8 protein-coding genes are annotated in these 15,571 nt (G+C 44.7%); 3 read left to right on the top strand and 5 right to left on the bottom strand.

The genetic code is table 11. The features are described 5' to 3' along the window. Nucleotide 1 precedes the first annotated feature (1 nt). Nucleotides 2-271, bottom strand: coding sequence for a YciI family protein (locus QUB24_RS23190; protein WP_333155808.1), 270 nt, complete (start codon nucleotides 269-271; stop codon nucleotides 2-4). 160 nt (nucleotides 272-431) lie between these two features. Between QUB24_RS23190 and QUB24_RS23185 the strand changes: the two genes are divergently transcribed. Beyond that, the gene (locus QUB24_RS23185) at nucleotides 432-1,004 is read left to right on the top strand and encodes a Uma2 family endonuclease (protein ID WP_333155807.1); all 573 of its coding nucleotides are present in this window, start codon (nucleotides 432-434) and stop codon (nucleotides 1,002-1,004) included. 261 nt (nucleotides 1,005-1,265) lie between these two features. Here the strand turns inward: QUB24_RS23185 and pheT are convergent, their stop codons facing one another. Further along, the gene (pheT, locus tag QUB24_RS23180; RefSeq protein WP_333155806.1) at nucleotides 1,266-3,752 is read right to left on the bottom strand and encodes a phenylalanine--tRNA ligase subunit beta; all 2,487 of its coding nucleotides are present in this window, start codon (nucleotides 3,750-3,752) and stop codon (nucleotides 1,266-1,268) included. 533 nt (nucleotides 3,753-4,285) lie between these two features. On the opposite strand from pheT, the gene QUB24_RS23175 reads away from it, so the two are divergent. Both QUB24_RS23175 and QUB24_RS23170 read left to right on the top strand, forming a co-directional pair. Next, nucleotides 4,286-5,917, top strand: a complete 1,632-nt coding sequence (locus tag QUB24_RS23175; RefSeq protein ID WP_333155805.1) for a serine/threonine-protein kinase — start codon at nucleotides 4,286-4,288, stop codon at nucleotides 5,915-5,917. Between the two features lie 186 nt (nucleotides 5,918-6,103). Next, on the top strand, nucleotides 6,104-6,529 hold the full coding sequence (locus tag QUB24_RS23170; protein ID WP_333155803.1) for a DCC1-like thiol-disulfide oxidoreductase family protein: 426 nt from the start codon (nucleotides 6,104-6,106) through the stop codon (nucleotides 6,527-6,529). 41 nt (nucleotides 6,530-6,570) lie between these two features. Here QUB24_RS23170 and QUB24_RS23165 read toward each other — a convergent pair whose 3' ends face one another. The 3 genes from QUB24_RS23165 to QUB24_RS23155 form a co-directional block, all read right to left on the bottom strand. Further along, nucleotides 6,571-6,996, bottom strand: coding sequence for a hypothetical protein (locus tag QUB24_RS23165; RefSeq protein ID WP_333155801.1), 426 nt, complete (start codon nucleotides 6,994-6,996; stop codon nucleotides 6,571-6,573). Between the two features lie 286 nt (nucleotides 6,997-7,282). After that, the gene (locus tag QUB24_RS23160) at nucleotides 7,283-12,796 is read right to left on the bottom strand and encodes an AAA family ATPase (RefSeq protein ID WP_333155800.1); all 5,514 of its coding nucleotides are present in this window, start codon (nucleotides 12,794-12,796) and stop codon (nucleotides 7,283-7,285) included. A gap of 301 nt (nucleotides 12,797-13,097) precedes the next feature. Next, nucleotides 13,098-15,485 carry a GAF domain-containing protein gene (locus QUB24_RS23155; protein ID WP_333155799.1) on the bottom strand — a complete coding sequence of 796 codons (2,388 nt, stop codon included), beginning with the start codon at nucleotides 15,483-15,485 and terminating at the stop codon, nucleotides 13,098-13,100. Nucleotides 15,486-15,571: the final 86 nt, after the last annotated feature.

The raw sequence follows: 15,571 nt of genomic DNA, 5'->3' as shown, positions 1-15,571 counted from the left end.
TTCAAAAAGCTTGAATCCACTCTTTCACATCGTACTCAGTCCAAACCCCATTTACCCAATAAGGATCGGCTTCCACCAATTGTCGCACAGCGGCCTCATCTTCAGCTTCGTAAATTGCAAAAACTTTTGTTAAATCTTTCGTTGGCCCGATCGTACTTAACACACCCGATTCCTTCTGCTTAGCCAATCCGGCTAAATGATCGTCTCGAAACGGAGCGCGTTTTTCGAGAACATCTTCGCAGTAACTTCCCCACATCACATATTTGGTCACGGTTTTGAGCCTTAGATGAATTTGTTTAAAAGTTATTGTACAATAAGAGTAAGAGGATTTAACTAAAATTTTAACAAGAAGATTAATGAACCGCAGAGGGCGCAGAGGGCGCAGAGGAAGAGGGGAAAGAGAGATGATTGTTAGAGAGGAGTAGATTGCTATGAATTTATTAGACATTCGTTTGTTGACGGTTCAAGAGTATCACCGCATGGCAGAAATTGGTATTTTTGAGGAAGACGAACGAGTAGAATTATTGGCAGGACAGATAGTAAAGATGGCAGCAAAAGGAACAGCACACAGTGCAGCGGTGACACGCACAGAGAAGTTACTGGAAAACCGTTTGGGAGAGCGAGTTTTGGTGCGGCTGCAAGATCCTGTTCGGTTAAATGATTTCTCGGAACCTGAACCCGATATTGCTGTGGTCGTACCCGATCCGCTTTACTATGAAGACCACCATCCAACTCCGTCTGAAATTTATCTGATTATTGAAGTTGCTGATAGAACCCTGAGAACTGATTTGGGGCTAAAAGCGACAATTTATGCTCAATCTGGAATTGCTGATTATTGGGTTTTGGATGTTAATAATCGGCAGCTTCACGTATTTAGAGAACCGAGTCAGGATGGCTATCAGAGTATAGTAGTTCTTGAGGATGATGCGAGTATTTCTCCTTTACAATTTCCTGATTTTTATTTTATGGTTGGGGATATGTTGCGGCCGTTGGTGTCAATTTAATTAACGTTAAAAATTGAGTCCGGCAGGGGTTGAAACCCCCGCATCAAAGCTGAAGTCCTCGCTATGAAGACTGAAGAGTTCATTAGTTACCAATTATGCACTTGAGACGGTTTTATTGCAAGAATTTGAGATTCTTCGCTTTGCTCAAAATGGCAAATTTACCTTGTAATCCTTAAGTCTTGTTAGTCCTCTTGAGAGGACTTTAGCTTTGAGCCAGGGAATGAATTCCCTGGCGGTTTCCATTGCTGAGTAGCGGCCTCTTTAGCTTCTCAAACTAACGCCGAATTTCTCTACTAAAACATCGCGAACTTTTTGTTGGGCTGGTTCGACATCGGTTTCGCTCAAAGTTCGATCGCCCGCGCGGTAAACTAACCGAAAAGCCAAACTCCGCTGTCCCGCCGGCACGTTGTCGCCCCGATATTCGTCGAACAATTCCACGGAATCCAGCAAACTACCGGCCGCCTTTTTCATCGCACTCTGCATCTCAGCAACCGGAACTTCAATCGGTGCAAAAAATGCAATGTCTCTGTCAGAAGCGGGGAAACTCGAATAACCCGCGAACTTGCGAGTTAAGTTGTTCGTTAGCCCTAATTCACCCAACAGCACCGCCAAATCTAATTGAAACACGTAAACCTGCTCAGGCAAATCCTTTTGTTGCTGCAATTGCGGGTGCAACTGTCCAAAAACCCCTAAATGTTTCCCGTTTAACGATAACGCAGCGGTGCGGCCAGGATGCAGCCTTGTGGGGCGGGCATCTTGCCCGCCACTAATAGGATAAACATCCTGTTTACCATCATCTTGTCGATATTCCACCGACAAACCCAACTCTTGAAATGCGCTTTCCAAAATACCTTTTGCCTCAAACCAAGTCAAAGGTCGATCGCGCCCGGACTGCTGCCATTTCCACACAGTCGGATCGCCGCCGATAATCCCCGCAACTGCATCGGCTTCCTTCATTGCATCCCCATCTTTCCAGAAAATGCGGCCGACTTCAAAACCGTTTAGTGCGCCATTTCCCTGTTCCAAATTGTACTGGAAAGCATCAATCAAACCCGACAGCATTTCTGTCCGCAAAGCCGAATACTCCACAAACAGCGGATTCGCCAGCACAACCTGATTGTCTCCCTCAGTTTTCACCAAAGAATAGTGCATCAACTCCGTCAAACCGGCCGCCCGAAAAGCCGATCGCACATTCCGAATTGCCGCGTATTCCGCCGACAGATAACCGGGTTCCGTTTTGCTAGGCAAAGTATCGCAGAAATTGTCATAACCGTGGAGTCTGGCAACTTCTTCAATTAAGTCAATTTCCCTTTCTAAATCCCGGTAACGGTAAGGAGGAACAGTTATCCCAAACACCCGTTCTTTTTCCGTTGGAACAACTTCGCATCCCAAGGCTGTCAAAATATTTTTCACCTCTTCCGGTTCCAGATATTTAGAACCGCCGGTTTGTCCTCTTTTCAACTGCCCCAAAACCAGATTTACTCGGTCTAAACGCAATTCGAGCGATCGCGAAAAACTCAAATCCTCGCCGGAACTAGCCGTTTTCTGCACCGTCGCAGTGCCTCCAGCCAACTCCAAAATTAGGGCCACAGCGCGGTTGCAAGCAGTCGTCAAAGCCGCCTGATTCACCCCCCGTTCGTAGCGGATAGATGCCTCGCTCCGCAGGCCTTGAGCGCGCGCAGAACGGCGAATCGTTGCCTGGTCAAAAATCGCTGCTTCCAAAACTAAATTTTGCGTTCCTTCGTGAACTTCCGTATCTTCGCCGCCCATTACTCCAGCTAAGGCAACGGGTTTGTCGCTAGCAGTAATTAACAAATTTTGTGCTTGCAAATTGCGGTTTTGTCCGTCCAATGTTTTGAAGGATTCGCCTGTTTTGGCAAAGCGGACGCCGATGCTGATATCTTGAGTACCCGTGAAAGATTGTAGGCGATCGCGATCGAAAGCGTGCAGCGGTTGTCCCCATTCCAGCAAAATGTAATTAGTCACGTCAACTACATTATTAATCGGCCGCACTCCCGCCGCCTGCAACCGCTGCTGCAACCAAGCTGGAGAAGCAGCTATTTTCACACCTTCAATTGCCGTGCCGATGTAAATCGGGCATCCTTGCGATTCCGATATTTCTACTGCCAAAGCAGGACTTTCTTTACCCTCAATCGCCACACCATTTGCTTCGGGAATTCTCAAACTCGCCCCAGTCAGCGCCGCCACTTCCCGCGCCACGCCCACCATGCTCAAAGCGTCAGCCCGGTTGGCAGTTGCTGTCAAGTCTAAAATCACGTCATCTAAACCCAAAATTGGGCGAATATCGCTGCCCAATTCGGGATTTTCTAACTCAAAAATGTGAATGCCTGCTGACTCTTTAGATAGTCCCAATTCTGCCAGAGAGCAAATCATTCCTTCAGAAGGAACGCCCCGCAATTTAGCAGGTTTAATCTTTAAATCAATAGTCGATAAATAAGTGCCGACAACAGCGACAGGCACATAGATATCGGCCCTAGCGTTGGGTGCGCCACAAACAATATTCAAAGCTTCACCAGAGCCGACATCCACTTGACAAACTCTCAATTTGTCTGCATTCGGATGCTGTTCGCAGGCGATGATTTTGCCCAAAACTACACCGCTTGCCCACGGGCGGCGGTCTTCGATTTCTTCAACTTCAAAGCCTGCCATTGTTAGGGTTTCGGCTAATTCTTCCGGCGATATCGCCACATCCACCAATTCCCGGAGCCACTTTAGAGATATACGCATAATTTAGTCAGTAGTTAGTTGTCACTGCTTTGTAGTTATTAGTCATTAGTCGGCGCCGACGGGCTACGACTTTTGAGTCCCAGAATTTATTCGGGAAAGCTTTTAATAGCATACTCATTCAATTTTGTCAATAGTTTTATGGTACACATCAGCAAAAACTAGGGATCTGCCCAAAGGTCGATGGCTACTGGGGGATGAGTAGCATTCTCATTCAGAGAATGAGGTATGCTAGAAACATCTAACAACGCAAAAAGCACTTAAGTTTAGAAAGACTTTACACAAAAAAGCACAACTTTAGCAAGTCTTTAAACTATCTTCAAGGATAATCAACGGAAAAAACTCACAGCAGCGAGATAATCAAAATAGGGAAAAGATATCGACCTAAAAGACTTAGGTGCAATTCCAATTCGCAATCGAAGGCACGGCCCGCCGAAAACTGATAGATTAGTATGTCTACCAGAAGCAGGAACAGGCAATTTGTGCAGTCGAGCGACGCTGACAAGATCAGAACAACATAGGCAAACTCAATCAATATGAGCTACTGCGTAAATCCGGGCTGTCCCCATCCTCAAAACCCTGCTGACTCTATTCTCCAATGTCAGACGTGCGGTGCGCGGTTATTGCTGCGCGCTCGCTACCGAGTTATTGAACCGTTAGGACAAGGAGGTTTTGGAGCTACATTTCTGGCAAAAGACATCTCATTGCCCGGTCAACCGAGTTGTGTAGTCAAGCAACTGCGACCCAGTAGTTCGTCGCCGCGAGTTTTAGAAATGGCGCGGGAATTATTCAAGCGAGAGGCGAAAACCCTCGGCCAACTGGGCGACCACCCGCAAGTACCGAGGCTGCTAGACTATTTTGAAACGGAACAGCAATTTTACTTAGTTCAAGAGTATGTTAAAGGCTCGACATTGAAACAAGAAGTCAAGCACTCAGGCCGTTTCAACGAATCGGATGTTAAAAATTTTCTATTAGAAATTCTGCCAGTAGTGCAATATATCCACAGCCAAGGAGTAATTCACCGAGACATCAAACCGGCAAATATTATTCGCCGAGTTCAAGACGGCCACTTAGTTCTGATTGATTTCGGAGCGGTAAAAGACCAAGTTAGCCAAACAATATTATTAGACCCCGCCGACCAAAGCGCCAACACGAAATTTTCAGTCGGCACATTTAGTTTTGCTCCACCGGAACAAATGGCGCTGCGGCCGATATTTGCCAGCGACATCTACGCCTTGGGCATGACTTGCTTGTACTTGCTGACAGGAAAGTCGCCCAAGGATTTAGATTTTGATGGAGTAACCGGCGAAATTGTTTGGCAACCCCACGTTCAGGTAAGCCCAAATTTTGCGCGGATTCTCGAAAAAATGCTGAAGCCGATGGTTGGCCACCGCTTCCAATCAGCAGCAGATGTCCTCAGAGCTCTCTCTGGCGAATTTGAAGACCCAAGTCTTGTCGATGGCTTGGCAACTCAATTCAACGGCTCTTCTCGTGCAGTTGAAGAACCGACAATATTTAATGACGAGGGTTCTTCGTGGTCACGGCCGAGGAGCAAAATTAATCAAGATTTACGATCGAACCACACCCGCGCTGGTAGAACTTCCTTCAGCCAATCTGGGAACACGGGGATGCAGCCCAGAGTTTCCCGGACTCTGGCTGAGTCAGGCAGAACTTTCGGAACGGTTGGACATTCTAGCGGCAATTTAGCAGCGTCAAAGGTATCGAAAGTTGCTCCTAAGTGGGACACGAACAGCTTGCGAGCGGCATATTTTAAAGGCAAGCGCGATTTTGCTGACTGCGAACTGTCTGGTCTGCAACTGCAAAAATTGCAGTTAGCGGGAAGTAATTTTTATCAGGCTAGGTTGGTGAAGGCAAATTTGCAAGCAGCGGATTTGTCGGGGGCGAATTTGGGTCACGCCCGGTTAATTCAGGCGAATTTGCGAGATGCTAATTTGACTGAGGCTTATTGCAGCACTGCCAATTTTGAAGGCGCGGATTTCCGAGGTGCTGACTTGACGGGGGCTTATTTGACTAAGGCGAATTTGCGGGGAGCAAATTTGTGCGGGGCGAATCTTACCAACGCTACAGTTTCTGACGAACAACTGGCAATGGCAAAGACCAATTGGCTTACTGTTAAGCCGGATGGTAAGCGGACTTTTGGATTTTAAGAAGTCATTGGTCAGTTGTCAGTTGTCAGTAGGCAGTTGTCATAAGTTAACAGTCAACAGTCAACAGTCAACAGTTAACAGTTAACAGTCAACAGTCAACAGTCAACAGTCAACAGTTAACAGTCAACAGTCAACAGTCAACAGTCAACAGTCAACAGTCAACAGTCAACAGTCAACAGTCAACTAATGAAATATAGCGTAATTTACGACGGCAATTGCAATCTCTGCGTTACCTTGGTGCAGTTACTAGAAAATTTAGATAAAGGCCAGAATTTTGAGTATATTTCCATGCAAGATTTAGAGCAATTAAATCGCTTTGGGATTACGTCTGAAGACTGCGAAATGGGGATGATTTTGATAGATGGTAACACCCCGGAACGGCGCTGGCAGGGCAGCGATGCGGCGGAGGAAATCGGGCGGATACTTCCTGCTGGCGAGGTGTTTGTGGCTGCTTATCGGGCAATGCCGGGGATGAAGTGGATGGGCGATCGCGTGTACGAACAAGTCCGCGATAACCGCTATACTTTGTTTGGCAAGCGATCGACTACTTACAAATCTGTTTATCCAGTTGGCTGTAAGTCGATCGACAATTGCGATAATAGCAAAGACTAAAGTCCTTACTACAAACAGAAGAGCCGTGAAAACTGAAGTCCTCAAAAAGATTGATTAAACAAATCGAATATCTGCTGGCAAAAGTCTTTGAGTTTTTGGCCTGACTCCGCAGCGGGTTCAGTTTGACCGAAAAAACTCCAATTTTCCACCGTGGAAAAGCGCCACTGCTGACCAGTATGATCGTAACCGGCTGCCTCAACGCCGATCGCCCGCCGATATCCTTCCACCGGATCTTGGTAAAATCGGATTTGAATCAAAATGCTGCGGCTTTGCAGCAAGCGACTTCTACCGGGAAAATGGAAGCCAATGTCGATCGAATCTGGATCTACAAGTTCTCTGGTATCCTGGTCATTCATCCAAGGTTTCAAATCGACTTTTGTATCCGGGAATTCGGACTTGAATAAATTAACAACGGCAGCAATTTTGCTGGCAACTTCTATATTTTTGGCTTGTTCGGCAGCGTTCACTCGAAAAACTCCTATCAAATATAGTTATTACATTTAGCTAATAATGTAACTGCATACTGCCGAATGTAGACTGCCAACAGCAGACTTTTTCAGAAATAATTAGGTATTGACAAATTTTCCTATATGTGTTGTGCTGTTTTTATCCGAGTCTCGATCCCCCTAAATCGCCCTTAAAAAGGGGAGTAGGGGTTGACTTTGAGCATGCTCTTGTCCCACCCCCTACTCCCCTTATTAAGGTGGTTAGGAGGGCTCTCCGGGTTTTAAAACACGCCATAGTTCCATAATCTTAATTCAGGGGAAGGGCGATCGCAAATTCCGAACCTTCTCCCAGCACCGATTCACAAGTTAGTTTACCGCCGTGGGTTTCTTCCACAATTTGCTTGCTGATAGACAACCCCAAACCCGTACCTTTCCCTACTCCTTTAGTAGTAAATAAATGGTCAAATATTTTCGACTTGAGCTCCGATGGCATCCCTTGACCGTTATCTTTGATTTTAATCACCACGCTGTTGCTATCCTCGGAGACTTGAGTGATAATGGCGATCGTATTCGGTAAAGCTTCAATTTCAGCATAAGTACGACCCTGATTGAATTCGTCAAAACACTCGATCGCATTTGCCAGCACATTCATAAACACCTGATTCAGTTGCCCAAAATAACATTTAACTGGCGGGATATCTCCGTATTCTTTGATAATTTTAATCGCGGGGCGAGTATCTTTAGCTTTCAGACGATACTGTAAAATCATCAAAGTGCTGTCGATGCCCTCATGAATATTTGCTGAGACTTTATTCGCACTGTCAGCGCGGGAAAAAGTCCGCAAAGACTTGCTAATATTGCGGATGCGCTCTGTACCTGATTTCATAGATAAAAGCATTTTTGGCAAATCTTCGATCAAATATTCTAAATCAATTTCCGATGCTTTATCCTGTAATTCATCTCCAGGATTAGGAAATTTTTCTTGGTAAAGTTGTAAGCAATCAATCAAATCTAAGCTCGCCTCAGCAGCAGCATCAAGATTGCCCGCAATAAAACCAAGTGGATTGTTAATTTCGTGAGCAACCCCTGCAATCAAATTGCCGAGAGCAGACATTTTTTCGCTTTGAATGAGTTGCAGTTGCGCCTGTTGCAGTTCATTGAAAGATTTTTCTAACTGTTGAGATTTTTCTTTCTCGCGCGCGTACAAACCAGCATTTTCTACAGCAATAGCAACTTGAGAAATTAACACTTTGAATACTTCCACTCTCTCTGCTGTAAAAGCTCCTACTGTCAAAGCATTTTCTAGATAAATTATTCCGCGCCCCTGAGATTGATAAATAATCGGCAAACAGAGAATTGATTTGGGTTGATATTTCTGAATGTAGGTATCTACATTAAAAGGTTCGGCGACAGTCGCATTGTCTAAAACCAGATGCTTTTGACTGCGGTGTACGTAATTAATCACAGACAGGGGTACATCTTGACGATTTTCTACGGGAATAGAGGGTAAAAGTGTCACTGTATCCTCCCCATGAGTGCCAGTAGCTTCTATGCAGAGGATATCGTTTTTCAGCAGCAGCAGCACTACTTTTTGAGCTGCCGCATTTTCTAAAATAATTTTGATTAATTTGGTCAACAATTTTTCTAGAACAATTTCACCGTTAATGGCTTCCGCCGACTTAATAAAAGTAGCTAAGTCTAATAAATCGCCTAAACTACTACTGGTAGTATTTCCCGTGGCAGTGCGGGTGACATCGAGGGTTGGGGTTGGAATTGTGCGCGTCTGTGCTGCTAAAAAAGGATGTGTTGATTCTAAGTGTTTAACTTTAGCGATGGCTCCCCAATGGATATATCCATAATAGGCTTTAGTCAGATATGCTTGAGAAACTATCTCTTTACCCAAAGCTTGATAAAATTCTCCTGCTAATTCACAGGCTAATGCTTCCTCTTGAATGTAACCGTTTTTTGCAGATCCCTCAATTGCGCGATCGTACAATTCCATTGCCTCGGTATTTTGCCCCCAAACTCGCGCTATTTCCGCTGCTACTAAGTCGTATTTGTGTTGATAGTTCATCGGAGCATGAACTGCCCATTTTTTCATCCTCTTTTGGTTTTGCAGCACTTTTTCCAAATATTGCTTTTGTTCCCCTTTGCCAGCTTGGGGATACAAAGCGAGGATACTGAGAGAGGAGTAAAAATTATTCAGAGCAACCACATCAAATCCGGCTACCGACTCCTCATGTTTCTCAAATAACCTTGAATTTTCTAATGCTTGCGCGTAGTTTCTGAAGAGAAAATTAAGCTGAGTTTTGGCATTATAAACCAACCCAACTAAAAAAAAGTTTTTACATTCTATTAAAATGGGGAGCGTTTTAACTTCATTAAATCTCTCACCGACTAAATGACAGGGTTCGACAGCTTGACCGCGCAAATTGAGGCCTGTCTGCCTAGCTATACTTATATACTGTACAGCCATTTCAAGTTGAGATTGCTGCATTAGTTTCATATATTTACCAGTCTCCTGATCCACCAAATCAAGAGGCTCTCCTATCGACAGTTTGTTTAAGCAATATGCACCTATAGAATAACCAGCAAATTCCAACTCTCCAGTTTCCATCCCAGTTTTAAAACCTTCTTTGAGATCGTCTAATCCTGACTTGAGATCGGCTTTCCAGTGGTGAATAAAAGAACCAAATGTTGCATAAACTCTACTTTTGATTGAACGGGAGGGAAATTTGTCTAACATCCTAATTGCCAGTTGACCGAATTGGTATGCCAAACTAATGTCTCCTAGCTTGCACATAACTACGCCATAATAAACGTAGGCAATACTTGCATAAGGCGAATTACCGTATTTAATACACAGCTTGACCATCCTAAATGCCAGCAGCGGTATCAGTGGGGGTTTTGCCTGAATAGCACTGCTGAGAATCCCTGATAAAATCCGCATGGCTGCTTGTTTTTCGGGATCGATCATTTCTGGCAAGTTAGCTAAATCCTCAATTCGTTTCAATCCCAAGCTCAGTTTGGTATTACTCAGTCCCGCCATAATATTTAGCGCGTTGGGATTTTGAGGAAAAGAAATGCCTAACAGTTTCAGCACTTCCAGTCCTGTATTGAGTGCTTCTACAACTCTATTTTGAGCGTTATAAGACTGAATTTGAAGTTCATAAACATTCACTTTTTCCAGTAACGTTTTAGCTTTTTGCAGGACAATATCAACCATCTTTTTTGAATCTTCATAGTTGATGTTTAAGTATTCAGCTTCTGCCGTTGACTCGTAAATTGCTAACGTTAAGTCATAGTGGCTTTGCCAAGAATCCGCAGGCAATAATTCCATAGCAACCCGCAAATACCTAACAGCAGCTTCATACGCAGCCGCCGCTTTGGCTTTGCGTCCAGCAGTTAAATTTAATTGTGCCAACTGAGTTTTTTCTGACTGGTGGCTAATCGTGTCAATTCCGACATTTAATTGATTGACGATATCAAAAATGTTTTCTTCTAGCTTGTCGGGGGGAGTATTTTGTAACAACAATTGACCGATTTTTAAATGGGTGGATTGCTTTTGACCTTCGGGAATTAGCGAATATGCGGCTTGCTGAACGCGATCGTGCAAAAATTTGTAACTAACCCGCGAAGTGTCTAACTTGAGATTAATTGATTCGGCTCGATCGAAAACTAAAGGAATGCGATAAGCATCGCTCAAGGGCAGAATTAACCCTGCTTGCAAAGCTGAATAAAGTTCAGTGGCTGTAGTATTAGCTGACTTTTCGCTAACAAGTGACAGCACATCTAAAGCAAATTTATCTCCCACGCAAGCTGCTAGCTTCAACGCTTCTTGCGTTGGTGCGGGCAGCTTTTCTATGCGAGAAGCTACCAGTTCCACCACACTTTTATCGGTAATTCCGATGGCTTGGATTTCATCAATACTCCAATACCAGCCCGTTTGACTTACCTCATTTGTAATGTGATTAAATTCAAATTTTAAGAGAGAGTCTTGATAAAGTGCTTGGAGTAATTGAGTCAAGAAAAAAGGATTTCCGCCCGTTTTATTCCAGATTAACTCGGCTAGATTTGTTACTTTTTCTGTACCCGTGTTAAGTGTTTCAGTGACTAATTCCGTCACATTTGCTAAATCCAGCGGTTGCAGCACGATATTGTTGACTCTTGTACCAGTTTTTTCAATTTCTTCTACAGTCTGAATTAAGGGGTGGGTGGGACTAACTTCATTGTCTCGATAGGCACCGATTAGCAACAAATATTCTTGGTCAGGGTCAGTTATCAGTATTTGCATCAACTTTAATGTTGCTGAATCTGCCCACTGCAAATCGTCTAAAAAGATAACTAGGGGGTGTTCTTTTTGGGCGAAAACGCGAATAAATTCTTTGAATACCCGATTGAATCGATTTTGGGATTCTACGGGGGCGAGTTCTGGGACTTCTGGCTGTTTGCCGATGATTAATTCAACTTTGGGAATTACGTCGGCAATTACTTGGCCGTCTGTTCCCACTGCTGTTAAAATTTTAGTGCGCCATATTTCTAATGAAATTGCACTTTCTGTTAGCAATTGCCGCAGCAATGAGTTAAATGCTTGGATTAATGAGGCATAAGGAATGTTGCGTTTTAATTGGTCAAATTTGCCGCTGATGAAGTAACCTTTTGACTTGGTAATGGGTTTGCTAACTTCGTTGACTACGGCTGATTTACCGATGCCTGAGTAGCCTGAGACTAGCATTAATTCGCTTTGGCAAGGGGCGAATTTTTCTGTATTTTGGTTTGGTGGAAAAAATGCGGCTGAAAGGGTTTCTGCATTGGGGCGGGCGGGTTTTTCTGTATTTAGGTTGGGTGACAAAGATTTGGGTGAACCAGCCCCTACACGTTCAAATGCTGCTAGCAATTCATTAACCTGATTTTCCCGACCGTACAATTTTTGGGGGATTAACAATTGGCTGAGAATATCTAAGCGTCCGGGGATGAAGTCGGCAATTTGTCCGGTGGCTTCTAACTGATGCAAACAAATTTCTAAGTCGGCTAACAATCCGGCCGCACTTTGATATCTATCTTCGGCATTTTTTTCCATCAATTTCATCACTATCTCGGAGATGGCGACAGGTATTTCTGAATTGATGTGATGGGGATATATTGGTTGAACTGCGATGTGGCTATAAACTACTTCTAAGGGGTCGTTGCTGCAGAAAGCCAATTTGCCTGTCAGCATTTCATATAATGTGATACCAAGGGAATAAAAGTCGGTGCGGTAGTCGAGGGTGCGGTTCATTCTCCCGGTTTGTTCGGGTGACATATAGGCTAATGTGCCTTCGACTGAGTTGGGATTCTTAAATTGTGGGTTTTCTTTGTTGAGTTTTGTAGCAATGCCGAAGTCTGTGAGTTTTACTTGTTTTGTTTGCGAGTTAATTATAATGTTGCTGGGTTTAATGTCTTTGTGAATAATGTGCTGAAAATGCAGGTATTGTAAGGCTTTGACGATTTGGATGGCGATGTTTAAATTTGCTTGCAGGCTCAAGGTTTCTCTTTCCAGCAGTTTGGCTAGGGATTCGCCGCCAAAGTCTTCTAAAACGATTCCTAATCGGTGGTCAAATGTTTCGAGACTGATTGCTTTGACGATTTGTTGGCTGTCTAAGTTTTGGCGAATTTGATATTCGTGTTTGAGCCTGGTAATGGCTTCGAGGGTGGGATATTCAGCTTTGAGGACTTTCAGAATTACTGGGGGCGCGTCTGTCGGTGTTTGTCCGCGATAGATTATTGTTTCCACGCCTTCGTGCAGAGTAGAAGTTATTTGGTATTCTGATAAAGTTAACATCACTTAAGTTAAAAATTACAAGAGCTAATTAGGATTAGATTAACACTACTTAATCTAGATTTTGTGTGATTCCGATCGTGTATTGGGCGATTTCCAATCACACGGAATATACACTAAGTGAAAATGTGCGCTGGGTCTTTGGTGTCAACCAACATTTTAAATGTAATATTGGTCTTGTGTGTGAGTCCCGAATGCTTTCGCTGCACCGTTTTTCAGGGGATAGGAGCGATCGCACTGGGCCTCAAACAGGAGGAGATGAGAGCGATCGCACTCGGCCTAAAACAGGCCCTTGAACGGGTTATCAATCGCTGACTACCGTAACTTCACAGATAGTAGAAATAGATTCCGGTTCAGGCAAAATACGCACGCGGGCGAATTTTAAACCGCTAACTCCTTGTTGTGATTCTACCATACCAGTCTGAACTTTTGGCTCTACCCAACCTTCGCGAGACAAGTAGCGCAAGTATTGCTGATATTCTTCCCACTCCTCCTCGGTGGAATAAACAACAGTCAACATCCCCGACTGGGTAATCCGTTCTTGTGCGTCTTTGTCAACGGCTTTTTCGATCCGCTTTTTGACAAGTTCGTAGCGGATGTCGCGAGTGCCTTTGACATCAAACATTTTTTCGGTGTTTTCGTTGTGAAAAATGTCGATAGTGGTATTCTGCACTAAGACTAAATGTGCGAGTTCCATGTTGATTTGAGACTGGGCTTGCAGGCGAAAAACTGTGCGGCCACAATCGCAAATTGCTCGCAGTTGTTCGTACCGCAAACTGTGTAGGTGAAACTGGCTGAATTTGGGATCGATCGATTTTCCTACATAAATCATGTGATCCATGCCGTCGGTGCATTCGATGTCGCAGTAGTGGGGAAGAATTTGCTGCATTTTTTCTTGCCAGCGGGCCCAGGTTTCTTGGAGTTTGGTGCTGATTAGGTTCAGCATTTGGTCGTAGCGGTTGCGATCGCTGTAAACGCAGTTGTGTTCATTTTCACAGGCTGCTTGGTAAGCTTCAACGGCTGCCTGAACCTTGGGCCCGCACTGCACAAAATAGTCAAAATATACTTCTAAATGCTCGTTTAAATACTCGGCGGCTCGCACCTCCATATCGACTGTTACTTTTTGTTTTAAATGCTGAATGTAGTCGAGCAAGTCGAGCCGCAGTTGCTCGCCGAGGTGGGTAGTTTGTGTTTCGCAAACGGCATCAGCTATGACTAAACCTAAGCGGAATTGTTCGAGCAAATCAGTTTGAATGGCTCGGTTTCTTTCGTCGCTAGAACCGCGAATGTCCGAAATTCCGTACAGCGGATGAACGTCAGCAAATACGATTGTTTCTGGAGGTAGTCCCCAACTTCGCCTTTCTGCTTCTTGGGCGAACCGCCACTCGACTGCGGGGTGGATGTTGTGAATGTGGGTAAACCGCTCCTGGATGGCTTGCCGCAGGGCTGCAATGAAGGCGGGAATGAGTTCTTGGGCGTGTTTAGCGTCAATGCCGTTGAAGTGGTTGGGCCGATCGCACAACAGCCCCACAACGCCCAAAATCCGCTGCCCGCACCCCTCGCGGGTGACGGATTTGACTACCAGGGGCACCAGCAGCATCGATCGAGTTCCCATTCTCCGCAAAGTTCTATCGCACTCGGTTTCGCACTCCCTACGCAAGTCTGGCACGTTCCAAACTTGATTTGCTGCTGTGGCATTCAAAAAGTGAGAAGCTTCTAGGGAGTGCATTGAATAAAGAATTGGCTGCAAATGTTGGCCGTCTTTTGCAACTAATAGCTGTACCTGTTCGCCGTCGGGGCGCAGCAGCAAAGTGCCATCAGCATTGAAAAGCGAGCGCAAACACCGATCGATTTTCTCAAATTTGTCTGGCCGCAGCATCGAATCTTGATCGATCAATAACTGAGTCAGCCGCCGAATTTGCTCCTGCATGGTGACATCAAAACCTTCTAGCAGCAGCAAACCTTCTACGCGGTAATTATCCAACTGCAATCGATCGGCTAAATTTTCCAGTTGATTCGGCTGCATCAGCCAAGCTTCCCGTTCTGCAACAGGCATTAATCTTAAAGAAACATCCGCAAATTCATCTATGTTTGAGTCAATTCGAGTAATTTTTAACTGTTCCGAACCCAGCCAAAATTCTATGAATCTGGCTTCTCGGTGTTTGGGGTTTTTTACACTCGCCGTGACAGGTTCGTCTAGCACCCGCAAACCGTCAATGTCAATTTGATAATATTGCTTAAATACCCAGTGCAAAAGGTGGCGGCGGTACAATTGTTCTGCTGTTTTGCCGCCCCAATCCTCGAACAGTTCCAGCAGAGTGATGTCGGTTTCTGCAAACCAACCGTTGGTAGATTGAGTTGCCAAGGACGTTTCCTCCCAACCTGCCAAGCGACAAAATGCCGCGTTAGCGTAACGCAGGGCAAAAGTTCCCGGTTGCATTACTGCGATTAAAACGCGGCGATCGCCGAGAAATTGAAACAGTCGCTGTAAATCTTGTTTCCACGTTTTCAAGGGTTCAATTTCTGAAGATTGACTGGGTACTTGGCCCGCCAAAGCTTCCAGTAGCTGTTCTATACTTGGTTCGCTGGGCAGATTGTTACTATCTGGCTTTGTTGGGACGATATCTGTCGCTGGCAGTGATTTTACGGAGTTGTTGTTGTTTTGATGGGCAGACGATTTAGGAGTAGACATGAGTAAAACACCTGAAAGCAGTGGATTTTGCCAAAGAATATTAGCGATCGGCGATTATGGCTTTGTAAAGAGCTTAGATCCTGTTT

It is taken from the genome of Microcoleus sp. B9-D4 (assembly GCF_036705105.1).
In the GTDB taxonomy this organism is placed as follows: Bacteria; Cyanobacteriota; Cyanobacteriia; order Cyanobacteriales; family Microcoleaceae; genus Microcoleus.
Note: the sequence above shows the minus strand (reverse complement) of the source record. Positions and strands in the feature narration are given on the sequence as shown.